Here is a 22,989-nt window from a genome sequence, read left to right as displayed (position 1 = left end):
AGCCAGGGCCGCCGCCGCCGGTTGCCCGTGCGGCTGACAGAATCGACGGTCATGGCTACCCCTGCCCAGTGGATCGAAGGCGCCCGCCCCCGCACCTTGCCCGCCGCGATCTCCCCCGTGCTCGTCGGAACCGGCGCGGCCGCGTTCCTGGACGGCTTCGTCTGGTGGAAGGCGCTGCTCGCTCTCGGCGTCGCCCTCGCACTGCAGATCGGCGTGAACTACGCCAACGACTACAGCGACGGCATCCGCGGTACCGACGAGAACCGGGTCGGCCCGTTGCGCCTGGTCGGCTCCAAGGTCGCCACTCCGGGCGCCGTGAAGACGGCTGCGTTCACGTGCTTCGGTGTGGGCGCCGTACTCGGCATCGTGCTGTCTGCGACGACCACGTGGTGGCTGCTGGTCGTCGGGGCCGCGTCGCTCCTCGGCGCGTGGTTCTACACGGGTGGGAAGAAGCCGTACGGCTACCGCGCCCTGGGCGAGGTCAGCGTGTTCCTGTTCTTCGGCCTGGTCGCTGTGCTCGGTACGACGTACGTCCAGGCCGAGAGCCTGCATTGGACGGCCGTGGCGGGCGCGGTCTCGGTCGGCTCGATCGCGTGTGCGCTGCTGGTGGCCAACAACCTCCGCGACATCCCGACCGACTCGGTGACCGGCAAGCGCACGCTGGCCGTCGTCCTGGGTGCGGCGAACTCCCGCCGGCTGTACGCCGCTCTGGTGGTGCTCGCCTTTGTCCTGGCCGCCGTGTCGGCTGTCGCGACCCCGTGGACGCTGCTGGCCTTCATCGCCGTTCCGTTGGCCATCAAGTCGACCCGGGTGATCCTGAGCGACGCGGTCGGCCCGGCGTTGATCCCTGTACTGAAGAACACCGGCCTCACCGAGCTCCTGTATGCCGTCGGCCTCGGGGTCGGACTAGCAATAGGTGGCTAAACATGACTGTGCCGGCTGCTGTGGTGGACCTGACCGATCGCTTTCTGGCCGAGGTGGACAGCCGGATTCCAGGCCGGCTGACGGGGTTGTTCCTGCACGGGTCGATCTGCTGGGGCGAGTTCTTCCCCGGGAGTGACGTCGACTTCGTCGCGGTGTGGGACGACGTACCGGACAACGCTCTGCTGCAGGAAGTACACGAGGCAGCCAAGACAGTGTTGACCTTCGACGGCTTCCACTGCACGGCGGCCGACCTGGCCGCCGATCCCTCGACGCTCGGGACGCGCCCGGTGTTCTTCCAGGGCGCGTTCGACCCTGCGGGCGCCACCGACATCAACCTCGTCACCTGGCACGAACTGGCCGAGCGCGCGGTGGATGTCCGCGGCGAACTCCCGCCGGTCTACACGAACCTCGACGCCCTGATCGCCTACACCCGGACGAACCTCGACACGTACTGGCGCTCCATCGCCGACCGGATCGCAACCGCCGACCTCGCCACGGCCGGCCGGAACGACGCCGCCGTCGCCTGGGTCGCCCTCGGCGCACCCCGCCTCCACCACCTCCTCGCCACCCGCACGCTCACCTCGAAGAGCGGCGCCGGCCGGTACGTCATCGACTCCCTCGATCCCCGCTGGCACAAGATCGCCCGCGAAGCCCTCGCGATCCGCGAGACCCCCGGCACCCCGACGACGTACAGCACCCCCACCGAACGCGCCGAGGACGTTCGCGACCTCCTCGCGTGGATCCTGGAGAACTAGCTCACGAGTCGCTCGACCGCGTCGGCGAGGGCCGAGACGGGTTGCCGGGTGTCGAGTTCGAGCGTTGCGCCCTGGCGGAGCAGGGGTTCGACGGTCTCGACGTACTGGGCGATTTCGGCTTGTTCTGCTGGGGTTCGGCCGTACGGGTTGTTGGTACGGCGGCGTACTCGGTCGATCAGGATCTCGAGCGGCGCGGTGAACAGGACGACGTGGTGGAAGCGGTCGTAGAAGGTGCCCTGGTTCTCGACGGTGCCTGAGACGATCACGTCCGGGCGCGTCAGCAGCTGCCGCATGCGGGGCTCGTCCCAGGTGCCGTCGGGACGGGTCCAGCCGTCGTAGTCGGTGTCGACGGTGTGGTGGCCGCGACGGGCGAGTTCGTCGAGGACCGTGGTCTTGCCGGCGCCGGACATGCCGGTGACGAGGATGCGGGTCACCGCGCGTCCCAGGCGGCCATCGCGCAGGTGATGACGGTCTCCAGTTCGGCGCGGGTGGCGCCGTCGCGGGCCTGGACGGAGAGGCCTTGTACGACGGTCGTGTAGTAGCGGGCGACCGCGTCGAGCCGGGCCGGCGGTACGTCGGCGGCGAGGCGCGCGCGGATCTCCTCGTACATACCGTGCCGTCCGTCGGCGAGGAACTGGCGTACGGCGTGGTTCTCGACGGCGCCGGTGGGGGCGGCGAGGATCAGCATGCAGTAGTGCGGGTGCTCGGGGTGCGTGATCTGGTCCGCGGTCGCCCGCAACATCGCGTGGACCGCCTCACGGGCGGTCGCGCCCTCGCGGAGCGCCCGGCGGGGCGGCTCGCCGGCGGTGGCGCCGTACAGGGTCATGACCTGGCGGAACAGGTCCTCCTTGCTGCCGAAGTACGCGTAGATGCTCGCGGATCGGATGCCCATGGCGTCGGCGAGGTCGCTCAGCGAGGTGCCTTCGTAACCTCGCTCCCAGAAGACGTCGAGGGCCTGGCGCAGGGCGACGTCCGGGTCGAACGTACGCGGTCTGCCGCGGGTCGCCATTCGCTCCTCCAGATTTGTTGGTCGATCGACCAAGTTTATCTTGACGGGTTCGATCGCGTCCTGGCACGCTTTGTTGGTCGATCGACCAACAAAGGGGCGTGGGATGCGAGCACTGGTACAGACGTCGCTGGACGGACCGCAGGACCTGAAGCTGACCGACGAGCCGGTCCCCCGCCCCGGACCGGGCGAGATCCTCGTCCGGGTGACCGCCGCCGGCGTGAACTTCGTCGACATCTCCCAGTCCCACGGCACCTTCGCGGGCGGACCGCACCCGCCCTACGTCGCCGGCATCGAAGCCGCCGGAGAAATCGTCTCCGTCGGTGACAGCGCCGGGCTCGCGGTCGGGATGCGTGTGGTCGGGGTGTGTGTCGGGGGTGGGGCGTTCGCGGAGTACGTCGTACTGCCCGCTGTCGCGGTGCTCCCGGTGCCGCCGGGGTGGGACGACGCGCAGGCGCTCGGGCTGGTCGTCAACTGGCCGACGGCGCTCGCCGCCCTCCGTCCGCTGGGCGGCCTCGCCCCGGGTGAAACCGTCCTCGTCCACGCGGCCGCCGGCGCCACCGGCCAAGCCGCCGTCCGCATCGCCAAGCACTACGGCGCCACGGTCATCGCCACCGCCTCCCCGGAGAAGCACGACGTGGTCCGTGCTCTCGGCGCCGACCACGTCCTGGACTCCCGCTCCGCCAGCCTGACCACCGACATCCTCGCGCTGACCGACGGCGTCGACCTGTCCCTCGAGTCCACCACCCTCACCAGCCTCGAGGTGACCAAACCGGTCACCGGCCGAGTAGTCGTCTACGGCCTGGCCGCCGGAATCTCACCCGTCACCAACTGGGACCTGGTCTACAAACACCAACTCCACTTGATCGGCCTGAACCTGGGCGCCCTGATCCAACACACACCCCACCTGTACGGCGAAGTCCTCACCGAACTCTTCTCGCTGATCGCGGCCGGAGTCCTCACCCCCGCGACCCCAACCACGTACCCCCTACCCGACGGCCCCCAGGCCCTCACCGCCCTCGAGTCCCGCACCACAATCGGCAAACTCGCCCTGGTGCCCTGACTCCGCCCGCTCTTCGGTACGGCGCCAGCGTGCGAAGGTCGGCCGCGTCGGGTCGGCCGCGGGGGTGGGTTACTCCGGTTCGGTCCAGTGGCCGGTGGTGGCGAAGGTTTCGAGGGTGGTGGCGTACGGGGTGATGTCGATGCCGGCGGTGCGGAGCCAGGTGTCGTCGTAGTAGGTGTTGCCGTAGCGTTCGCCGCTGTCGCAGAGCAGGGTGACGATGCTGCCGCGGGCGCCGGTACGGCGCATTTCGGCGGCCAGTCTGAGCGCGCCCCAGAGGTTGGTGCCGGTGGAGCCGCCGACGAGGCGGCCGGTGACGCGGGAGCAGAAGCGCATGGCGGCGATCGAGGCGGCGTCGGGGACGGAGATCATCCGGTCGACGACGCCGAGGACGAAGGAGGGTTCGACGCGGGGTCGGCCGATGCCTTCGATCCGGGACGGGCGGCCGGTGGAGAACTCGTGGTCGCCGGCTTCGAAGGCCGGGAAGAACGCGGAGTTCTCCGGGTCGACGACCGCGACCGAGGTCTCGTGGCGCTGGTAGCGGACGTACCGGCCGATGGTGGCCGACGTACCGCCGGTGCCGGCGCCGACCACGATCCAGGTCGGGATCGGGTGCTGCTCCAGCGAGAGCTGCCCGAAGATCGACTCGGCGATGTTGTTGTTGCCGCGCCAGTCGGTGGCGCGTTCGGCGTACGTGAACTGGTCCATGTAGTGCCCGCCGGTCTCCTCGGCGAGCCGCTTGGCCTCGCCGTAGATCTGGCCGGAGCGTTCGACGAAGTGGCAGCGGCCGCCGTAGAACTCGATCAGCTCGACCTTCTCGGGGCTGGTCGAGCGCGGCATCACGGCGACGAACGGGAGGCCGAGCAGGCGGGCGAAGTACGCCTCGCTGACCGCGGTGGAGCCGCTGGACGCCTCGATCACCGCGGTGCCCTCGTGGATCCAGCCGTTGCAGAGCGCGTACAGGAACAGCGACCGGGCCAGGCGGTGCTTGAGCGAGCCGGTCGGGTGCACGGACTCGTCCTTGAGGTACAGGTCCACGCCGGTACCGTCCGGCATCGGGAACACGTGCAGATGCGTGTCCGCGCTCCGGTTCGCGTCGGCGTCGACGATCCGGATCGCCTCGGACACCCAGGCGCGGACCTTCTCGTCGCGGCGATCGACCTCGCGGCACACCCCGTCAACCTCACTCATGCGGGCCAGGCTAAGACGTAGAACCCGATTTGAGTATTCCTACGCTCGGTGACCGGACGCGAGCTTGCCGGCCGCGTGGCTGCTCAATCCCCGCAGGACCCCGAAAGCGAGCTACTGTCGGAACCCATGACGACCGGGCAGGGGGAACGATGACCGAGAACAGTGATCGGCCGACGCGGCAGCGGGTGACGTTGACCGATATCAGCTCGCGGGCGTGGGAGCACCCCGCGGACCGGGGCGCGCTGGTGGCGCTGCGGCAGCTGAAGGGGTTCGACTACGTACTGCGGAAGATGTCCGGGCTGATCAACGAGCGCGCCTTCCGGCTGCAGTTCCTGGGGTCGGCGATCCGGGTCGACGAGCGGCAGTTCCCGACCGTGAACCGGCTGTACACCGAGGCGGCGAGCACCCTCGACGTACGGGACCTGCCGGAGCTGTTCGTCACCAACAGCCCGATCTGGAACGCGGTCACGATCGGCATGGACAAGCCGTTCATCGTCGTGAACAGCGCGCTCCTGCAGGGCCTCGACGAGGAGGAGCTGCGGTTCGTCCTCGGTCACGAGCTCGGCCACGCGCAGAGCGGCCACGCGTTGTACCAGTCGCTGCTGATGTGGCTGATGCGGCTGACCGGCGCGTTCAACTGGATGCCGATCGGCGCGCTCGGCCTGCGCGCGATCATCGCCGCGCTGCACGAGTGGTCCCGCAAGGCGGAGCTGTCCGGCGACCGGGCCGGGCTGCTCGCGACCCAGGACCCGGCGGTCGCGCTGCGGGTGCAGATGAAGCTCGCCAGCGGCGGCCAGCTGCAGGAGCTGGACACCACCGCGTTCCTTGCCCAGGGCACGGAGTACGAGAGCGCCGGCGACCTGCGCGACAGCGTGCTGAAGCTACTGCTGCTCGAGGCGCAGTCGCACCCGCTGGCCGTGATCCGGGCGCACGAGCTGCGCCGCTGGGTGGACGAGGGCGAGTACACGACGATCGTCTCCGGCGACTACCCGAAGCGTCAGGACGACGGTGACGCGTCGATCTCGCAGGAGGCGAAGAACGCCGCGAAGTCGTACTCCGAAGCCTTCAACCGCTCGCAGGACCCGCTGGCCAAGCTCCTCCGCGACTTCGGCGAGGGCCTCGGCGGCGTCCGCGACTGGGTCTCCTCGAAGTTCCCCCGAAACTGACTGGCCGGTCGCCGGGCCGTTTTGCGATCCTGTACGCCGTGATCGACGTACAAGCAATCGGCCCGGACGACTGGAAGGCCTGGCGCGACCTCCGCCTGGCCGCGCTGCAGGAGGCCGCGTTCGCGTTCGGCTCGCAGTACGCGGACTGGGCCGACGCGCCCGAGGACCGCTGGCGGCAGCGGCTCTCCGAACCCGGCGCCTACCAGGTGATCGCGAGCGTCGACGGTACGCCGGCCGGAATGGCGGGCGGGTTCCCGGACGGCGACACGGCCGAGCTGGTCTCGATGTGGGTCGCCCCGGAAGGCCGCGGCAAGGGCGTCGGCAATGCGCTGATGCAGGCCGTCGAGGACTGGGCCCGCAGCACCGGCGCCACCAGCCTCCAGCTGTCCGTTGTCCCCGGCAACGACCCTGCGCACAACCTCTACCTCCGCCATGGGTACGTCGACACCGACGAGCCCGGCGACCTGATGGCCGACGGCGTACGTCGCGAACTCGTGATGCGCAAACCCCTGTAGCAAAAGACGAAGGGCCCGCTTCCCCCCTCCCGGAAAGCGGGCCCTTCGCGACCATGCACTCAGCCCATGTGGACCGGGCTCTGCCCGTCGTTGGCGAGGTCCTTGTGCTTGATCGACAGGCCGATCAGCGTGATGAGACCCGCACCGAGCGCCAGGAACGAAGACCACAGGAACGCGCGGGTGAACCCGTGCGTCGTGGCCAGCGCCGTGAACTGCCCCTGCAGCTGCTTGATCTGCTCCGGCGACTGCCCGGACTCCGCCGCCTTCTGCAGGCCCGGGGCCAGCTCGGCGAACTTGTCCTTGATCGCGCTCGTGGAGATCGTCCCGAGCAGCGCCAGGCCGACCGCGCCACCGATCTGCTGCACCGTGTTCAGTACGGCGGACCCGACACCCGAGTCCTCCGCCGCGACCCCGCTGACCGCGGTCAGCGTCAACGGCACGAAGATCAGGCCCATCCCGAACGACAGCACCAGGATGTACGGCAGCAGGTGCGTCAGGTACGTCGAGTCCACCTGCAGCCGGCTGAACCCGAACATGCCGGCCGCCACGAACACGCCGCCCGCACCGGCGATCCAGCGCGGGTCGATCCGCGCCACCAGCGCCGACGCGACCTGCGCCGCGACCACGATGCCGACACTGAACGGCAGGAACGAGACACCGGTCTTCAGCGCGCTGTAGCCCATGATCGACTGCACGAAGATGCCCAGGAAGTAGAACATCGAGAACATCGCCGCGCCGACGATCAGCATCACGAAGAAGCTCACGCCGCGGGTCTTGTTGGCGAGGATCCGGAACGGCATCAGCGCGTGCCGCGACCGGGCCTCGATCGCCAGGAAGGTACCGATCAGCGCCAGGCCGGCGAAGATGAAGATCAGCGTCCAGGTGTCGCCCCAGCCGTTCGTGGCCGCGTGCGTCAGGCCGTAGACCAGCGAGGTCAGACCCGCCGTACCGGTGATCGCGCCGGGCAGGTCGAACTTTCCGCTCTGGCGCTCCGACTCACCGAGGAAGCGGAAGGCCAGTACGGCGACCAGCAGGCCGATCGGCGTGTTGATGAAGAACGTCCAGCGCCAGGACGCCTCGGTCAGCGCACCGCCGAGGATCAGGCCGACGGCCGCACCGGCGCCGGACATCGCGGCGTACACGCCCATCGCGCGGTTCCGCTCCTTGCCGGCCGGGAAGGTCGTGGTGATCAGGGCCAGCGCGTTCGGCGAGGCCATGGCGGCCGCCAAACCCTGCAGGATCCGGCTGGTCAGCAGGACGCCTTCGCTCTGCGCGATACCGCCGACGAACGACGCGAGGCCGAACAGCACGACGCCGATCACGAAGACCTTGCGGCGGCCGACGATGTCGCCGATCCGGCCGCCGAGCAGCAGCAGACCGCCGAACGCCAGCGCGTACGCGTTCACCACCCACGGCAGCGAGGCGTCACTGAAGCCGAGCGCGCTCTTGATGTGCGGCAGCGCGATGTTCACGATCGTGCCGTCCAGCACCACCATCAGCTGCGCCATGCAGATCAGCGCGAGCGCGATGCCGAGGTTGCGGTGGCCGTTCGCCGGGGCCGCGGCCACGGTGTCGGCCGGCCGTCCTTCCGGCGGATCGGCGTTGATGGTTCCTTCGGACATAAGAATATTTCCCCTCTTGGGCAGACTGTCTTGGTTGCCGGACCGGCCCCTCACCGGTCAGCTCGCCTGCGGCCCCCGCGCCGCAGGCATGATCACGTTGTCGATCACTCGGAGGATCAGTTCGTCGGTCGGCTCGACGCCGAGGATGTAGGCGTGGTGGATGATCACCGCGGGCAGCGTCACCGACAGCAGCTCGACGTCCACCTCCGGCGCGATCTCGCCGCGCGCGACGGCACGCTCGTACACCTTGCTGGTCAGGGCGTTCCGGGGCGCCAGGAAGCGCTCCCGGAAGGCCGTCTGCAGGTCGTCGTCGCGGTGCAGCGCGGTCAGCAGGCCGGCCACCACCGACATCGGCAGCTCGTCGGTGAACCCGCCGTCGCCGCACGCCATCGAGATCAGGTCGCCGCGCAGGCTGCCGGTGTCGACGTCCTCCGGCATCGGGCAGCCCTTGGCCCGGCTGATCGCGTCCACGACCAGCTCGGCCTTGGTGGACCAGCGCCGGTACAGCGTCGCCTTGCTGGCCTTCGCCGCGGTCGCCACCGCGTCCATCGTCAGCCGGTCGTAACCGAGCTCGGCCACCACCGCGACGGTCGCGTCGAGGATCTCCTCCTCGCGCCCGCCTTCGACCCGGGGCCGCTGCCGCACTGTCTCCACATGCATCACCCTGCGTAGCTACATCATCACGATGGAACGAAACCGTTTCGTTTCATCCACCACGGTACGACTCATGTGAAGGAATGCACAAACGAATTTGCCCGGAATTCACGAGTGGCATAGGTCACTCTCCGTACCAGTCGACCACTGGTACGGCGTTGCCGCGCGGGCGCTGAGCCCTAGTCGTCGTCCTCCGCCGAGCGGGCCTGCTCGAGGCGGGAGGAGATCTTCGCGGCCCGGGTCTCGATCTTGCCGGCCAGCCGGTCCCGGGCGGCCCGGAGCACGAAGATCGACAGGATCGACGACACCACCAGGGCGAGCAGCGCGATCGGCCAGATCGACAACCAGCTGCGCAGCACGACCCACATGATCCCGAAGCAGACCGCGAACAGCCCGGCCCGCAGGCCGGTGTAGATACCGAACTCCTTCACGCCTACAGCATCACACATGGCCGCCGCGCATCCTGACGACCCTCAGGCTAACTACAGTGTGTGACAATCCCACTACTCTATGAGAGGTGCCATCATGCGTCTCGCTGTTGCCCTGAGCGCCGCCGTCTGCTGCTTGCTACCAGCACAAACCGCGGCCGCGGCACCCACGCCGGATCCGGTGTACGCCTACGCCGTCGCGTATCCTTTGGACCTCGCGGGGCTGGACCGGGTCTCCCGAGAGCACACCGGGGCCGGGATCGAGGTGCAGTTGAACGGCTTCGCACAGCCGCTCACGGGCCCGCAGGCACAACGCGTTCTCGACGCGCGCTGGACGGCGCGCAAGGCCGGCCGGGATCCGGCGGACAACCTCAGCGTCGGATTCGTCTGGGTCGGCACGGTGGCCCGCGGGATCTGGGACTTCCGCGACGGCTTCGTCGGCGGCGTCAAGCCTGTTGACCTTTCCAGCGTGCAACTGTCGCTCGGCTGCACCCGGATCAAGCAGACGATCACGCGCACCTACGACTACACGAACGAGCAGACGCCGAATGCGGCGTACCTGTACAGCGGCGGTCTCGGGACCAACGCGCCGATCAGTGCCGTCAAGGACGCGACCTCCGGGCACAAGATGGTCACCGACCACGGTGTGACCGACGTGATCCTCACCCGGCCCAGGGGCTGCTCCAAGCACGGCCACGGAGCGCAGTACACGTACGAGCACAACCAGGGCCAGTCCGGATTCAGCGCCTCGGCCGGGTGGGGATTCCTCAGCGTCAGCTACAGCGGCAGCGGAGTCCACTTCCAGAAGGGCACCGACCCCTCCTACAAGACCTTCTGATGCCGAGCATCGCGGCAACAGTCGCTCTGGTCGGCACGCTGCTGACGCCGTCGGCGCCCGACTGGATCACCGACTGCCAGTACGGCACCTATCAGGACAGAGCAAGCAACCGGCTCACCTCGGGACGGCTCGAGACAGGGCTGTGCAGTTACTCGACCTCCGCGGTGTCGCAGGTGAACATCCGCTACCACAAGGAACGCGGGAACCCTGTCACGCTCCGCTTCGCCTGGGAGTTCGTGAACAAGGAAGGCACCGTCCTGACCGGAACCCGCCACGACCTGGGGAAGTTCAGGCAGGCTGCCGGGCAGACCAGGTACTACTCCTGGAAGTACCCGTTCCCCGGGACCAGGCGACCGGCCGCTCCGCTGGTGTGCGGGCGTGGCGTGATGGTGCAGTACGACGATGCCGACGGGAGTCTCGTCGGGCGCTACCAGACCGGAGTGATCTGCTGGTAGTACGCCGGCTCAGAGGCCGGAGTACGCGTGGAAGCCGGACAGCAGCAGGTTGACGCCGACGAAGTTGAACAGGAAGACGCACCACCCGGCGATCGCTACCCAGGCTGCCCGGCGACCACGCCAGCCCGCGGTGGCGCGAGCATGCAGGTACGACGCGTACACCACCCAGGTGATGAGCGACCAGACTTCCTTCGGGTCCCAGCCCCACGCGCGGCCCCAGGCGTAGTACGCCCAAATCGGCCCGGCGACCAGGACCGCGAACGTCCACACCGGCAACGAGAAGGCGTGCACCTTGTAGGCGACCGCGTCGATCCGCGCGGCGGACGGGACCCGGCGCAGCGCGGCCGGCATCGGCTTTCCGTCGAGGTCGCGGGCCTCGGCCCGGGACTTGATGAGGTACAGGATGGACGCCAGCCCGCCCAGCGTGAACCCGCCACCCGCGATCGCGGCCGCGGACACATGGATGACCAGCCAGTACGAGTGCAGTGCCGGCAGCAGGTCACCGGCTGGGACGTAGAAGGCCAGTACGGCGATGCCGAGAGCCGCGGTGATGACGAACGTGACGCCGAGCCCGAGCCACTGCAACCGCTGACGCTTGAGCAGCGCCAGGTACACGATCGCCACCGCCAGCGAAGCGGTGATGGAGAACTCGTACATGTTCCCCCAGGGCACGCGCCCCGCGGCGAGCCCGCGGGTCAGCACACCCCCGAGGTGCAGCACGAACGCGAGCACGGTCAGCAGCACACCGATCCGGCCGGCCTGCTCCCCACGCAGCGAGGAGCCGTCCTCCTCCGCGGCCTCCGAGCTCTCATCGACACCCTGAGCGGGCACCTCGGCGCCGTCCGAGGCGACCAGCACCTTCGGCTTCGCGTGTTCCTTGTGCACCACCCGGAGGCCGGTGGCCCATTCGGCCGTGTGGGCGAGCATGGCGAGGGCGTAGATGATCGTCGCGGTCGGGATCAGCAGATTCGACAGCGATGCCAGAGTGGCCGGGTTCATACCTGCTCCTGCTTCCTCAGAGCCTTCACGATCGCGTCGATCTCGTCACCGAGCCCACGCTCCAGTCCCCGGTCCAGGCCGGCGACCTCGACCACGGTACGCCCGTCGGTCTCGCGGACCCGCACCCAGGTACGCCGCGGGTGCACGAACAGCGAGGCCATCAGGCCCAGGATCGCCAGCAGGATGCCGGCGAGCGCCAGGTTCGTCCCGGGGGTGTGGCTGATCTGCAGCTTCACCCACCGGCTGTAGCCGTTGAACGTGATCGAGCCGGACTTGTCGGGCAGTGCGACGCTCTGCCCGGGCGCCAGCTGGAACCGCCACTTGTCACCGTTCTGCGTGAACTGCGTCAGCTTCGTCTTGTCCAGCTGGTACACCGACTCCGGCTTCCCGGTCTCGGGCTGCGGACGGCCGTAGTACCCGGTCATGACGAGCGCCGGGTTCAGGCTGTCCGGGAACACCGACACAGGTCCTTGCTGGCCGATCACGGCGGTCGGCAGGAAGTACCCCTCGAACCCGAGGGTCTTCGGCCGCGCGTCCGGCGCCTTGATCACGCCGAACGACGAGAAGTTGGCGTCCTGCGGCAGGAAAGGCGCCGGACCCGAGAACGCCACGTTGCCCTGCCCGTCGCGGACGGTCACCCGCGGCGCGTACCCGTGCCCCAGCAAGAAGACGTTGCTGCCGTCCAGCTTCAGCGGGTGGTTGACCTCGAGCAGGTACGACTTCTCTGGGGCGTCCGGTGTCGCCTGGTAGGCCAGCTGCGCCTTGAAGGAGCGGGCCGCGCCCTTCTGCGGGCCGTCCTCCTGGAACCTGACCTGGAAGTCCTTCACGGTCAGCGAGAACGGCGGCAGGTCGGCGTCGCCGGTGAACGCGCGGCCGGGCGTGAAGTCGTCGTACTGCGCCACCGAGTTGGAGAAACCGTTGCCTACGACAACAAGTACGGTGCCGTGGTACCCGAACAACGAGCCCCAGGCGATGCCGACCAGCGCCACGATCAGCGAGAAGTGGAAGAGCAGATTGCCGGCCTCGCGGAGGTATCCACGCTCGGCGGCGACGGCACCGTCGTACGACTCGACCCGGAACCGGCGGCGCTTCAGCTCCCGCTTCGCGACCTCCAGCACGTCGCCCGGCGAGTCGACCTCGAAGCTCTGGTAACCCGGCAGCCGGTTCAGGTTCCGCGGCGGCTTCGGCGGGCGGGACCGCAGCGCCTTGAAGTACACCGACAGCCGCGGTACGACGCAGCCGATCAGCGAGATGAACAGCAGCAGGTAGATCGCCGAGAACCAGGCGGACTTGTAGACGTCGAAGAGCCCGAGCTTGTCGTACAGCGGGCCGAGCGTCTTGTGTGCCGCGAGGAAGTCCGACACCTTGATCGGGTCGATCGGGGTCTGCGGGATCAGCGACCCGGGCACCGCTCCGAGCGCCAGCAGGAACAGCAGCACCAGCGCGGTCTTCATCGACGTCAGCTGTCGCCAGGTCCAGCGCAGCCAGCCGACCAGGCCGAGCGCGGGCGGCGGCTCGTTGCCGGAGTTGCCGGTCGGCGCGGTGATGGAGTCCTTGACCCCCTGATCGACACGGGTCATGTCACACCGCCGACCCGAAGTTGGCGACCCACTGCCGAAGGTCCGCGGTCATCGAGTCCCACACTCCTGTCAGCAGCAGCAGTCCCACCGCGATCATCAGTACGCCGCCGATCCGGATCACCAGCAGCTGGTGCTTGCGGACCCAGGCCACCGCGGCCAGCATCCGCCGGAACGCCAGCGCCGCCACGATGAACGGGATCCCGAGCCCCAGGCTGAACACCAGCGCGAGCAGTGCGCCGCGCCCGGTGCTGCCCTGGGTGGTGGCCAGCGTCATCACGGTCCCGAGCGTCGGACCGATACACGGCGTCCAGCCGAATCCGAACAGTACGCCGAGCAGCGGCGCGGCCGCGATCCCGACCGCCGGCACCCGGTGCACGCGAACGTCGCGCTGCAGGAAGCCGAAGCCGCCGAGGAACACCACGCCGAGGACGACGGTCAGCCCGCCGAGCACCCGGGTGATCGCGGTCTGGTGGTCGATCAGCAGGTCACCGGCCTTGCCGAACAGCACGCCGGTGAGGATGAACACGGCGGAGAACCCGGCCACGAACAACGCCGTACCGGCCAGCATCCGGCCGCGCTTCCCGGAGCCGAGCTCCGCGGCGGACAGACCGGTGACGTACGAGAGGTAGCCCGGCAGCAGCGGTACGACGCACGGCGAGAAGAACGAGATCGCCCCGGCCAGCACCGCGATCGGCAGCGCCACCAGCATCGAGCCCGTCATCGACGAGGCGAACCACTGTCCCATCAGGCTGCGTCTTTCACCATTCCTAGCAGGGTCTGCTTCGTCACTTCGCCGACGACGCGCCCCGCGACCTTGCCGGTCTTGTCGATCACCAGCGTGGTCGGGATCGCGGCCGGCGAGATCTGGCCGCGGAACCGCAGCAGCGCCCGGCCGTCCGGGTCGTAGACGTTCGGGTACGGAACGCCGAACTCCTGGACGAACTTCTTGGCCTGTGCCGGGTCGAGGTCGCGAGTGTTCAGCCCGACGAACTGCACCGACGGCCCCAGCTCCTTGGCGGCTGCGACCAGGTCAGGTGCTTCCTTCCGGCATGGAGGGCACCAGGAGCCCCACACGTTGAGCACCACCACTTGACCGCGATGGTCGGACAGGGTCCAGGTCTTGCCGTCCAGCGTCTTGCCGGTCAGCTCGGGCGCGACCTTGCGGTCGGCGGCCGCGAACACCGACACGTTGCCGTTGCCGCTGACGAAACCCGCCTGGCCCTGGCGATTCTGTGCTGCCTGCTGGCCTGAGCTGCATCCGGTGATCAGCAGCAGTCCGGCGATCACCAACCCCACGCGTCGCATCACGCGCCTCCGACGAACTTCTTCGGGTGCTTCACCGGCAGCAGGTCCTTCGCCGGTTCGGAGTACCCGACCGAGACGATCTGGTCGCCGTGGAAGGTGAACGACGTCAGGCTCGCGAGGCTGCACTGGCGTTTGCGCGGGTCGTGGAACATCCGGCGGCCCTCGATCGCGGAGCGCACGATCCAGATCGGCAGCTGGTGCGAGACGATCAGCGCCTCGTGCCCGGCGGCCTTCTCCCGGGCGGTCTCGACCGCGTCCCGCATCCGCCGGACGAGCTGCGAGTACGGCTCGCCCCAGGACGGCTTGAACGGGTTCCGCAGCAGCCACCAGGCGCTCGGGTTCTTCAGCGCACCGTCACCGACGCCGAACTTCTTGCCCTCGAACAGGTTCGCGGCCTCGATCACCCGCTCGTCGATGTCCGGGGTGATCCCGAACACCTTGGCGATCGGCTCCATCGTCTCCTGCGCGCGCTCCAGCGGCGAGCAGACCAGGTGCACGATGTCGCGGCCCTTGACGTGCTCCGCGACCCGCTCGGCCATCTGCCGGCCGAGCTCGGACAGGTGGTATCCGGGAATCCGGCCGTACAGCACACCGGTTGGGTTGTACACCTCGCCGTGACGCATCAGGTGCACGACCGTCGTTTCGGTCACCACTGTCCCTTCAGTCCTTTACTGCGGCCGCGGCGCGGGCCGCAGGTGCCAGGGCGGACTCGAGCTCCGCGAGCGCGTCGTCGTCGATCGCCGCGCTCACGAACCAGGCCTCGAACGCGCTCGGCGGCAGGTAGACCCCGGCGTCCAGCATGGCATGGAAGAACGCCGTGAACCGGGGCAGCACCTGGGCGTTGGCTCCGGCGAAGTCCCGGATCTCGGCAGATCCCTCCGAGGACTCCACGAAGAAGACGCTGAAGAGGTTCCCGGCCGCGGAGATGACGTGCGGCACACCCTCCTTGTCCAGCGCGGTCGACACCAGCCGCTGGACGGTCAGCGAGGTCTCGTCGAGCTTCGCGTAGACCTCGTCGGTGGCCAGCCGGAGCGTGGTCAGCCCGGCGGTCGTCGCGATCGGGTTCCCGGACAGCGTGCCGGCCTGGTAGACCGAGCCCTCGGGCGCCAGGTGCGCCATCACGTCGGCGCGGCCGCCGAACGCCGCGGCCGGGAAGCCGCCGCCCATCACCTTGCCGAAGGTCATCAGGTCCGGCCGTACGCCGTCCACGCCGTACCAGCCGGACCTGGTGATCCGGAACCCGGTCATCACCTCGTCGGAGATGAACAGCGCGCCGTTGTCCTGGCAGATCTGGGCAAGGAACCCGTTGAAGTTGTCCCGCGGCGGTACGACGCCCATGTTGCCCGGCGACGCCTCCGTGATCACGGCCGCGATCTGGTCGCCGTACTCCGCGAACGCCGCGGTCACGGCCGCCTGGTCGTTGTAGGGCAACACGATCGTGTCCGCCGTGGTGGCCTCGGTGACGCCCGGCGTCCCCGGGATGCCCAGCGTCAGTACGCCGGAACCGGCCTGCGCGAGCAGTGCGTCCACGTGGCCGTGGTAGCAGCCGGCGAACTTCACGATCTTGGCGCGGCCGGTGAACCCGCGGGCCAGCCGCAGCGCGGACATCGTCGCCTCGGTCCCGGACGACACCAGCCGGACCTTGTCCACCGGCGTCCGCGCGACGATCTCCTCGCCGAGCAGTACTTCGGTCTCGGTGGGCGTCCCGTACGACGTACCGCGGGCGACCGCGGCCTGGACGGCGGCGATCACCTCGGGGTGCGCGTGGCCGAGCAGCAGCGGACCCCAGGAACTGACCAGGTCGAGATAGCGGTTGCCGTCGACATCGGTCATGTGACATCCGTCACCGGAGGCCATGAAACGCGGGACGCCGCCGACGGCGCGGAACGCCCGGACCGGAGAGTTGACCCCGCCCGGGGTGACAGTGGAGGCCCTGTCGAAGAGCTTGGCGGACTGTTCTGTGTGATCGGGCACGCCGGCCATTCTCCCCCCGCGGTCACCCGGGCCGATCACCAGGGCAGGGCAGATTTCCGGCCCCGATCGTTCGCAAGGGGTTCACACAGGCTTTGTTACGCGCCAGTATGGGTACCCGGTGACCGCACGTACACGGTCTGGGTCCGGCGCGTAACCCACGCAACGGGGCGGACGTTAGACCTATTACGACGGGCAACCGACATTGACACAAAGACTGTCCGCAGCGTGGGGCCGGACGAGTCGTTGAGTCACGGAGGGGATTCATCGATGGCGAAGGGCAAGCGCCGCGCCACGAGTGGCGGCTGGCGTCAGGTGGCGCCGCTGATCCCGGTGGCGTTGTTCGCGAGCGCGTTCACCGTCAGTGCCACGGACAATCCGGCGATCGCCACCGCGTCGCTGGAGAACGGACTGTCCGGGAACACCTCGGTCGTCGTGCCGAAGCAGCCGATCGCGCAGCCGGCGAACGTTCCGGTGCCGGGCACCGTCGGGCCGGGGGTCGACCCCGGTGAGCAGCCGACCCAGGTGGTCTCCGGGCTGTCCAGCAACGGCATTCCGAACGCCGCACTGAAGGCCTACTCGCGCGCCCAGCAGGTGCTGGCGCAGGCGGACCCGGGCTGTCACCTGCCGTGGACGCTGGTGGCCGCGATCGGCCGGGTCGAGTCCAACCACGGCCGGTTCGGCGGCAACTCGCTGAACTCGCACGGCGTCGCCGTGCCGGGCATCTTCGGCCCGCGGCTGGACGGCTCCAACGGGACCGCGAAGATCGCCGACACCGACGCGGGGGCGTTCGACGGCGACAGTGCGTTCGACCGCGCGGTCGGCCCGATGCAGTTCATCCCCGGCACCTGGCGAGCCGTGGGAGTGGACGGCGACGGCGACGGCGTGCGGAACCCGCAGGACATCAACGACGCGGCGATGTCGACCGGGGTGTACCTGTGCTCCGGCAAGACCGACCTGTCCAACCCGAGCGACCTGAACGCCGCGGTGCTGCGCTACAACCACTCGCAGCAGTACGCCGACCTGGTGATCAGCATCGCCAAGGCGTACGCGGGCGGCAGCTGGATGGCGGTCGGCAACGGTACGTCGGGTGACGGGGACCTGAAGGCCGGCGACCAGATCGGCGACCAGACGATCGACCCGCCGTCGGACAAGGACCTGCCGAAGGCGATCGACCTGCCGACCCCGACGCCGATCATCACCGACGAGCGCGGCGGCACCCGGCCGACCGACCCGTCGACCCCGCCACCGACCACCGAGCGGCCGACGGACCGGCCCACCGACCGGCCGACGTCGACCCCGCCGCCGGTGATCCCGACGCCCGACCCGACCAAGCCGACCGCACGGCCCACGACGCCGACGAAGACCACACCGCCGGCGCCTGGGCTCGCGACCCTGAAGACGGCGGCCGGCCTGATCGTCGGTACCGTCGGAAGCACGCTGCAGGAGCTGCAGACGGCCACCACGTACTGCCAGACCCAGATGGCGAAGGTGACGATCACCAAGCCGACCCAGGATCAGCTGCAGAAGTGCGTGACCGCCTACCAGACCGGTGGCACGAAGGCCGTGGACCAGGTGATCCGTAACCTGCTCTCACTGCTCGGCCTGCTGGGCGTCCTCGGCGGAGGCGTCCTCGGGAGCTGACACTCCCATCCAACCGAAGACCGGCGCGCCAGCCCCCACCCCTCCCTTGGCGCGCCCCTGGCGACGCCACGGAGCATCTCCCCCCAGCTTCGTGGCGTCGCCTTTTAACGTTCAGCTCACCCAGGCGCGGTCGATCGTCTGCGTGATGCCGTTCCCGATCAGATCCGTGGCCGTCACCCGGAGGCTCGGGTAGGAACCGGCCGGAACGCGTGTCCGGAACGTTCCGAAACCGGCCAGCGGGAGCTTCTGCCACGTCTTTCCGTCGAAGGAGATCTCCGCCGTCGTGCGGAACAGACCGATCCCGCGCACACCCGGCTGGTAGCGCGGGGTGAGCTCCAGCGTCCCGTTCGTGTGCTTGTAGTCGACCTGGACCAGCGGCAGGACAGCGGTCTTCTTCGCCGGTGCCGACAGGAAGTGCCACTGGGTGTGCGTCGACGTCGAGGTCTTCGCCCAGCTGTTCGGGCCGCGCTGCTGGTCGAGGGTCAGGTCGTACCAGGCCGCCTTCGCCGGGACCGCGAACTGCGCCACCGACCAGTTCTTGCTGCCCAACTGGACCCCGTTGCTGCTCAGCGTCATGGCCGTCACGTCGCCGCGATCGCCCCAGCCGAACACACTCCGGTCCCCGCTGACGTACTGCGGGATCGCGATCCGCAGCGCGTTCTCGAACCGCGCCGGCGGCCACCCCTGCGCCACGTCACCCGGCGCGTCGGACAACCCCGGTACGGCGGGACGCGTCAGCGGCTCCCACCAGCCGCGGGTTACCTGCTCCCCCGGCTTGTACGCCCGCGGGATCGTCGACTCGAACCCGGTCTCGTTCCAGTCGCCCGCGGACGTCTGCTCGTCCCACGTCACGCCCTTCACGTCGCTGACCAGGTAGTCGGTCCGCCGTACCGCGGCCGCGATCGACCGGGAGGCCGTCAGCCCCGTGGCGATCCCCGGGAGGTGGGCGACCCGCTTGTCGCTGTGCAGCCAGAACGCGTCGTTCTGCTGGAAGTCGGTCGTCACCGCGGCCGGGTTCATCTTCGCGACGTCGTACGTGAGGCCGCCCTTCACCACCGACGGGCCGAGCGCCACGTCGTACCGGTAGGTGCTGTCGCGGACGCCGCTCAGCTGCAGCGACGTCGGGCCGTTCAACAGCTGCTTGCCTTGGTTCGAATTCAGTGTGTAGACAGGGATGCCTTGCTCGGTGCCGGTGGACCAGTAGCCAGGCGCCTCGTTGTAGAGGAACACGACCTTGGCTCCGGCTGCCTTCGCGGCCTGCACCTGCGCGGTCGTCTTGCTGAATCCGCCCCACCGGATCAGCGCGATCTTGCCGCTCGCCCCGGTCAGCTCGGCGGCCGTGCCGTCACCGGCGTTGTAGAGCGGGAGCGTCTCGTTCCCGACGTACACGGTCCTGGAGGAACCGGATCCAGGGCTCGGCAGCGTGCCGCCGCCGGGCAGCTTCACGGTCAGCTGCGGCTGCGCCAGGTCCCAGCGCTGCACGACCTGGAACGTGCCGTTGGCAACCGTTCCGAAGTCCTGGACGTAGACGCCGTTCGCGATCTTGCCGTTGAACGCCCACCCGGACACCGCGTCCCGGTCACCGACCTTGCGGTGCCAGGCGACGCCGATGCTCTGTGCGTCGGCCGGTTTCGGCGTCTTGATCGTCACCTTGTGCGCGGTCCGGGCGTCGAACGTGAACGTCCGGTCGCCGTCGATCCACGCGTCCGGGTCGCCGAGCAACGTCAGCGAGTTCGCCCAGTTGGCCTCGTCGCCGCCGACCGCGTACGCCATCACGCTGTAGCGCCCGGTCGGTACGTCGAGGGTCCGGCTGCCGGTCTGGTCGAACGCGATCGCGGTGACGTCGCCGGTGTCCTGGTTCCACAGCTGGACACCGCTCGCGCCCGCCTTCGTGGTGGCGGGCTGTCCGTCGCGGCCGATCGCCTTCACGGTCACCTGGTTCAGCCGCCCACCGGCCGCGAACCCGAGCCCTGTCCGGTACGCCGTACCGCCAGCCTTCGCGGTCAGTACGCCGGCGTAGTCGCCGGCCCGGGTCTTCGCGAGGTCGAGCGTCACGGTCGCGGACGCCGTACCGCCGGCCGGGATCGTCAACCGGGCCGGGCTCACCGTGAGGCCAGCCGGTACGCCGGCCGGGGACTGCGCGCCGACGGACAACGTGAGGGTCACCGGGTGGTTCGAGTTGTTGCGATAGGCAACCGTACGGTCGACCGGCGCGGGGGCGGTCGGGCCGGTCCAGGACAGGTCGCCGAAGAACAGGTTGGCGGTGTCCGGCAGCACCTTCGGGTCGAGCGCGTTCGGAATGTCGATCCGGCCGAGGCCCTGCTGGTCGGTGCGGGCCCCCGCGGACGGTACGGCGGTGGACGCGAGCGCGGCCTTCAGCTGCGGGCCGGTCCAGTCCGGGTGCCGTTGCGCGAGGATCGCGGCCGCACCGGCGACGTGCGGTGTCGCCATCGACGTACCGCTCATCGCCGTGTAGTACTGGCCGAGCACGTGGCCCTGCTCGGTACCGGCTGCGCGGGCCGCGGCGATCTCGACGCCCGGAGCGGTGACCTCGGGCTTGAGTGCGCCGTCGCCGAGGCGCGGGCCGCGGCTGGAGAAGTTCGCCAGCTTGTCGTTCTGGTCGACGGCGCCGACGGTCAGCGCCTCGGACGCCGCGCCCGGCGAGCCGACGGTCTGCTCGGCGCCGGAGTTGCCGGCCGCGATCACGAACAGCGCGCCGCTGGACTTGGCCAGCCGGTCGACCGCCTCGCTCATCGGGTCGGTGCCGTCGGACGGCAGCCCGCCGAGGCTCATGCTGATCACCTTGGCGCCCTGCTGGACGGCCCACTCCATACCGGCGATCGCCTCGGAGTCGTACCCGCCGCCACCGTTGTCGAGCACCTTGCCGATCAGTAGCTCGGCCCCGGGCGCGACGCCCTTCCGCTTGCCGTCGGACGCCGTACCGAGGCCGGCGACGATTGACGCGGTGTGCGTGCCGTGGCCGTGCAGGTCCTGGACCGCCTCGTCCGGGACGAAGCTCTCCGACGCGACGACCTGCTTGGCAAGGTCGGGGTGCCCGGAGTCGTACCCGGTGTCCAGTACGGCGACCTTCACGCCGTGACCGTCGTACCCCTGCTTCCAGGCCGTCGGCGCGCCGATCTGCGGCATCGACTGCTCGTCGGTGGCATGCGTACGGCCGTCCAGCCAGATCTTGCTCAAGTCGCTCGACTTGAACGTGGCCGGACCGCTGACGCCGTCCCAGAACGCCTTCGCGTCGGACTTCTGCACCGAGACCGCGGTGCTCCCGACGCTGGGGAGGGTACGGCGGACCGTTGCGGCCGTACTGCGCAGCGTGGCGGCCGAGCCGGTGACGAGGAGCGGGAGCTTGTCGCTGCTCGCGTCGTCGTACCCCTGGGCGGCCAGCTCGGTCAGGTTGAACAGGCGCTTGTCGAGGCGGCCCGCGGACAGCAGCGGGTACGCCTCGGCGGGGATCAGCGTGACCTCGCCGTCGAACGTGCCGAAGTAGTACGGCTCGTCGTCGAGCAGCCGGGCCGAGACCTGGCCGGCCGAGTTCGTGGTCAGCTCGGCGACGTCGCCGGTGACCAAGGTGATGCGCTTGCTGGTCGCACCGGGCGTCGGTTGGACGACGCCCGGTGCGGTGCCGGTGGGTGGTCCGGCATTCGCGGTGGTCGGCAGCAGCAGGGAACCGACGACCGTCGCGGCGAGCAGACCCGTCGCGGCCCGGGACAATCGGGGAAACACTAGGCGGACACCTCCCGATGCCCCGACCCACGCGAGGCCATCGTCAGGAGCCTCACAGTCGCCCGCGGCCCCAGTCCACCACTACCGCTGACCTACATCCGCCATGACCGGTACCGGTCAGGCGAACCGCTTCGCGATCCGCTCGGCGCGCTCGAGCAGGTCCAGGTCGTAGGCGACGCCGGGGACGTAGAAGATCACGTAGTCGGCGCCGGCCTCGAGGACCGCCTCGACCTTGTCCGCGATCTCGTCCTCGGTGGCGATCAGGTTGTCCCGGTCGAACTTCTCCCGGTTCATCGGCCCGAGCGCCTTCGCGGTCGCCTTCTGCGGGTCGTCACCCTTGTCGATCGGGAAGATGTTGAAGTTCGTCGACTTGATGATCTCGTCGTAGTCCCGGCCGAGCTTCTGGCAGTGGCCGCGGAGGATGTCCGCCTTCTCCTTGAAGGTCTCCGGGTTGCCGCCACCGATGTTCGCGGCGTCGGCGTACTGCGCGACCAGCTTCAGCGTGACCTTCGGGCCGCCGCCGCCGATCCAGAAGCTCGGGTGCGGCTTGCGGACGCCCTTCGGCTCGTTGATCGGGGCGTCGATCGAGTAGTACTTGCCGTTGTAGACCGGCTTGTCCTCGGTCCACATCTTGTAGATGATCTCGGTCGCCTCGCGGAACGCCGCCATCCGGGTCGGGATGTCGGTCCACTCGTAGCCGTACGCCTTCCACTCGTGCTCGTACCAGCCCGCGCCGATCCCGGCGTACAGGCGGCCGTGGCTGGCGACGTCGACGGTGGACGCGATCTTCGCGTACAGCGACGGGTTCCGGTACCCGTTGCAGCCGACCATCTGGCCGATGTTCACCCGCTTGGTGTCGCGGGCCAGCGCGGCGGTCGCGCTCCAGCACTCGAACGTGGTGTTGTCACTCGGCTCCGGCACCGTGTGGAAGTGGTCGAACAGCCAGATCGAGTCCCAGGACTGCTCGTCCGCGCGCTTGGCGACGTCGGTCATCGCCTCCCACTGCTCGATCGGATCCGCGATCTCCGCCAGATCCATCTTCCAGCCCTGCGGTACGAATACCCCGAAACGTGTAGTCATGCCGCCATCCTTTCCGGGGATGGCGGCATCGGTCCATGAATACGAGTACTGAATT

At 69.2% G+C, this 22,989-nt stretch carries 22 protein-coding genes; 8 read left to right on the top strand and 14 right to left on the bottom strand.

What is annotated here, in order from left to right; translation table 11 throughout:
- Positions 1-51 precede the first annotated feature (51 nt).
- Positions 52-924 carry a 1,4-dihydroxy-2-naphthoate polyprenyltransferase gene (locus ACFV9C_RS19350; protein WP_380195333.1) on the top strand — a complete coding sequence of 291 codons (873 nt, stop codon included), beginning with the start codon at positions 52-54 and terminating at the stop codon, positions 922-924.
- 2 nt (positions 925-926) lie between these two features.
- Complete coding sequence (locus ACFV9C_RS19345) at positions 927-1,679, top strand: hypothetical protein (protein ID WP_380195331.1); 753 nt, start codon at positions 927-929, stop codon at positions 1,677-1,679.
- On the opposite strand, the gene ACFV9C_RS19340 is transcribed toward ACFV9C_RS19345, so the two are convergent.
- Both ACFV9C_RS19340 and ACFV9C_RS19335 read right to left on the bottom strand, forming a co-directional pair.
- A complete protein-coding gene (locus tag ACFV9C_RS19340) occupies positions 1,676-2,113 on the bottom strand; it encodes an AAA family ATPase (protein WP_380195329.1) in 438 nt (145 codons plus the stop codon). The genes ACFV9C_RS19345 and ACFV9C_RS19340 overlap by 4 nt on opposite strands.
- Entirely contained in the window at positions 2,110-2,688 is a 579-nt protein-coding gene (locus ACFV9C_RS19335; RefSeq protein ID WP_380195327.1) for a TetR/AcrR family transcriptional regulator, read from the bottom strand. The genes ACFV9C_RS19340 and ACFV9C_RS19335 overlap by 4 nt, the downstream gene beginning before the upstream one ends.
- Positions 2,689-2,791: 103 nt before the next feature.
- On the opposite strand from ACFV9C_RS19335, the gene ACFV9C_RS19330 reads away from it, so the two are divergent.
- Positions 2,792-3,748: an alcohol dehydrogenase catalytic domain-containing protein gene (locus ACFV9C_RS19330; protein WP_380195325.1), complete on the top strand. Its 957-nt coding sequence runs from the start codon at positions 2,792-2,794 to the stop codon at positions 3,746-3,748.
- 69 nt (positions 3,749-3,817) lie between these two features.
- On the opposite strand, the gene ACFV9C_RS19325 is transcribed toward ACFV9C_RS19330, so the two are convergent.
- The gene (locus ACFV9C_RS19325) at positions 3,818-4,936 is read right to left on the bottom strand and encodes a PLP-dependent cysteine synthase family protein (protein WP_380195323.1); all 1,119 of its coding nucleotides are present in this window, start codon (positions 4,934-4,936) and stop codon (positions 3,818-3,820) included.
- A gap of 149 nt (positions 4,937-5,085) precedes the next feature.
- Here ACFV9C_RS19325 and ACFV9C_RS19320 point away from each other — a divergent pair, with 149 nt between their 5' ends.
- Complete coding sequence (locus ACFV9C_RS19320) at positions 5,086-6,102, top strand: M48 family metallopeptidase (RefSeq protein ID WP_380195321.1); 1,017 nt, start codon at positions 5,086-5,088, stop codon at positions 6,100-6,102.
- 38 nt (positions 6,103-6,140) lie between these two features.
- Positions 6,141-6,617, top strand: coding sequence for a GNAT family N-acetyltransferase (locus ACFV9C_RS19315; protein WP_380195319.1), 477 nt, complete (start codon positions 6,141-6,143; stop codon positions 6,615-6,617).
- Positions 6,618-6,676: 59 nt separating this feature from the next.
- Here ACFV9C_RS19315 and ACFV9C_RS19310 read toward each other — a convergent pair whose 3' ends face one another.
- From ACFV9C_RS19310 to ACFV9C_RS19300, 3 genes are all read right to left on the bottom strand, one after another.
- A complete protein-coding gene (locus tag ACFV9C_RS19310) occupies positions 6,677-8,239 on the bottom strand; it encodes an MFS transporter (protein ID WP_380195317.1) in 1,563 nt (520 codons plus the stop codon).
- A gap of 57 nt (positions 8,240-8,296) precedes the next feature.
- Complete coding sequence (locus ACFV9C_RS19305; RefSeq protein ID WP_380195315.1) at positions 8,297-8,893, bottom strand: TetR-like C-terminal domain-containing protein; 597 nt, start codon at positions 8,891-8,893, stop codon at positions 8,297-8,299.
- A 179-nt stretch (positions 8,894-9,072) separates the two neighbouring features.
- Entirely contained in the window at positions 9,073-9,324 is a 252-nt protein-coding gene (locus ACFV9C_RS19300; protein ID WP_380195314.1) for a DUF4229 domain-containing protein, read from the bottom strand.
- A 94-nt stretch (positions 9,325-9,418) separates the two neighbouring features.
- Here ACFV9C_RS19300 and ACFV9C_RS19295 point away from each other — a divergent pair, with 94 nt between their 5' ends.
- Together ACFV9C_RS19295 and ACFV9C_RS19290 are read left to right on the top strand one after the other, a co-directional pair.
- The gene (locus ACFV9C_RS19295; protein ID WP_380195312.1) at positions 9,419-10,159 is read left to right on the top strand and encodes a hypothetical protein; all 741 of its coding nucleotides are present in this window, start codon (positions 9,419-9,421) and stop codon (positions 10,157-10,159) included.
- On the top strand, positions 10,159-10,614 hold the full coding sequence (locus ACFV9C_RS19290) for a hypothetical protein (RefSeq protein ID WP_380195310.1): 456 nt from the start codon (positions 10,159-10,161) through the stop codon (positions 10,612-10,614). Before ACFV9C_RS19295 ends, ACFV9C_RS19290 begins: the two co-directional genes overlap by 1 nt.
- A 9-nt stretch (positions 10,615-10,623) precedes the next feature.
- Here ACFV9C_RS19290 and ccsB read toward each other — a convergent pair whose 3' ends face one another.
- From ccsB to hemL, 6 genes are read right to left on the bottom strand one after another with little or no spacing between them, the layout of a single operon-like run.
- Positions 10,624-11,613: a c-type cytochrome biogenesis protein CcsB gene (gene ccsB / locus ACFV9C_RS19285; protein WP_380195308.1), complete on the bottom strand. Its 990-nt coding sequence runs from the start codon at positions 11,611-11,613 to the stop codon at positions 10,624-10,626.
- Positions 11,610-13,193, bottom strand: a complete 1,584-nt coding sequence (locus tag ACFV9C_RS19280) for a cytochrome c biogenesis protein ResB (RefSeq protein WP_380195306.1) — start codon at positions 13,191-13,193, stop codon at positions 11,610-11,612. The genes ccsB and ACFV9C_RS19280 overlap by 4 nt, the downstream gene beginning before the upstream one ends.
- A 1-nt stretch (position 13,194) precedes the next feature.
- Entirely contained in the window at positions 13,195-13,938 is a 744-nt protein-coding gene (locus ACFV9C_RS19275; RefSeq protein WP_380195304.1) for a cytochrome c biogenesis CcdA family protein, read from the bottom strand.
- On the bottom strand, positions 13,938-14,498 hold the full coding sequence (locus ACFV9C_RS19270; RefSeq protein WP_380195302.1) for a TlpA family protein disulfide reductase: 561 nt from the start codon (positions 14,496-14,498) through the stop codon (positions 13,938-13,940). The genes ACFV9C_RS19275 and ACFV9C_RS19270 overlap by 1 nt, the downstream gene beginning before the upstream one ends.
- Entirely contained in the window at positions 14,498-15,121 is a 624-nt protein-coding gene (locus tag ACFV9C_RS19265; RefSeq protein ID WP_380195514.1) for a histidine phosphatase family protein, read from the bottom strand. The genes ACFV9C_RS19270 and ACFV9C_RS19265 overlap by 1 nt, the downstream gene beginning before the upstream one ends.
- 37 nt (positions 15,122-15,158) lie before the next feature.
- Positions 15,159-16,481 (bottom strand): glutamate-1-semialdehyde 2,1-aminomutase, encoded by a 1,323-nt coding sequence (gene hemL / locus ACFV9C_RS19260; protein WP_380195300.1) that lies wholly within the window; start codon positions 16,479-16,481, stop codon positions 15,159-15,161.
- Positions 16,482-16,739: 258 nt separating this feature from the next.
- Here hemL and ACFV9C_RS19255 point away from each other — a divergent pair, with 258 nt between their 5' ends.
- Positions 16,740-18,113 (top strand): lytic murein transglycosylase, encoded by a 1,374-nt coding sequence (locus ACFV9C_RS19255; protein WP_380195299.1) that lies wholly within the window; start codon positions 16,740-16,742, stop codon positions 18,111-18,113.
- Positions 18,114-18,224: 111 nt separating this feature from the next.
- Here ACFV9C_RS19255 and ACFV9C_RS19250 read toward each other — a convergent pair whose 3' ends face one another.
- A complete protein-coding gene (locus ACFV9C_RS19250) occupies positions 18,225-21,854 on the bottom strand; it encodes a S8 family peptidase (protein ID WP_380195297.1) in 3,630 nt (1,209 codons plus the stop codon).
- A gap of 117 nt (positions 21,855-21,971) precedes the next feature.
- Entirely contained in the window at positions 21,972-22,934 is a 963-nt protein-coding gene (locus ACFV9C_RS19245; protein ID WP_380195296.1) for an LLM class F420-dependent oxidoreductase, read from the bottom strand.
- Between the last annotated feature and the right edge of the window lie 55 nt (positions 22,935-22,989).

Origin of the sequence: Kribbella sp. NPDC059898, assembly GCF_042730855.1 — a bacterium.
In the GTDB taxonomy this organism is placed as follows: Bacteria; Actinomycetota; Actinomycetes; order Propionibacteriales; family Kribbellaceae; genus Kribbella.
This window is presented reverse-complemented; position numbering and strand designations above follow the sequence as displayed.

What these genes read in the sequence shown, in the direction of transcription:
- ACFV9C_RS19350 (WP_380195333.1), top strand. Translation starts at nt 52, where the DNA reads ATGGCTACCCCTGCCCAGTGGATCGAAGGCGCCCGCCCCCGCACCTTG.
- ACFV9C_RS19345 (WP_380195331.1), top strand. Translation starts at nt 927, where the DNA reads ATGACTGTGCCGGCTGCTGTGGTGGACCTGACCGATCGCTTTCTGGCC.
- ACFV9C_RS19335 (WP_380195327.1), bottom strand. Translation starts at nt 2,688, where the DNA reads ATGGCGACCCGCGGCAGACCGCGTACGTTCGACCCGGACGTCGCCCTG.
- ACFV9C_RS19330 (WP_380195325.1), top strand. Translation starts at nt 2,792, where the DNA reads ATGCGAGCACTGGTACAGACGTCGCTGGACGGACCGCAGGACCTGAAG.
- ACFV9C_RS19325 (WP_380195323.1), bottom strand. Translation starts at nt 4,936, where the DNA reads ATGAGTGAGGTTGACGGGGTGTGCCGCGAGGTCGATCGCCGCGACGAG.
- ACFV9C_RS19320 (WP_380195321.1), top strand. Translation starts at nt 5,086, where the DNA reads ATGACCGAGAACAGTGATCGGCCGACGCGGCAGCGGGTGACGTTGACC.
- ACFV9C_RS19310 (WP_380195317.1), bottom strand. Translation starts at nt 8,239, where the DNA reads ATGTCCGAAGGAACCATCAACGCCGATCCGCCGGAAGGACGGCCGGCC.
- ACFV9C_RS19295 (WP_380195312.1), top strand. Translation starts at nt 9,419, where the DNA reads ATGCGTCTCGCTGTTGCCCTGAGCGCCGCCGTCTGCTGCTTGCTACCA.
- ACFV9C_RS19290 (WP_380195310.1), top strand. Translation starts at nt 10,159, where the DNA reads ATGCCGAGCATCGCGGCAACAGTCGCTCTGGTCGGCACGCTGCTGACG.
- ccsB (WP_380195308.1), bottom strand. Translation starts at nt 11,613, where the DNA reads ATGAACCCGGCCACTCTGGCATCGCTGTCGAATCTGCTGATCCCGACC.
- ACFV9C_RS19280 (WP_380195306.1), bottom strand. Translation starts at nt 13,193, where the DNA reads ATGACCCGTGTCGATCAGGGGGTCAAGGACTCCATCACCGCGCCGACC.
- ACFV9C_RS19275 (WP_380195304.1), bottom strand. Translation starts at nt 13,938, where the DNA reads ATGGGACAGTGGTTCGCCTCGTCGATGACGGGCTCGATGCTGGTGGCG.
- ACFV9C_RS19270 (WP_380195302.1), bottom strand. Translation starts at nt 14,498, where the DNA reads ATGCGACGCGTGGGGTTGGTGATCGCCGGACTGCTGCTGATCACCGGA.
- ACFV9C_RS19265 (WP_380195514.1), bottom strand. Translation starts at nt 15,121, where the DNA reads ATGCGTCACGGCGAGGTGTACAACCCAACCGGTGTGCTGTACGGCCGG.
- hemL (WP_380195300.1), bottom strand. Translation starts at nt 16,481, where the DNA reads ATGGCCGGCGTGCCCGATCACACAGAACAGTCCGCCAAGCTCTTCGAC.
- ACFV9C_RS19255 (WP_380195299.1), top strand. Translation starts at nt 16,740, where the DNA reads ATGGCGAAGGGCAAGCGCCGCGCCACGAGTGGCGGCTGGCGTCAGGTG.
- ACFV9C_RS19245 (WP_380195296.1), bottom strand. Translation starts at nt 22,934, where the DNA reads ATGACTACACGTTTCGGGGTATTCGTACCGCAGGGCTGGAAGATGGAT.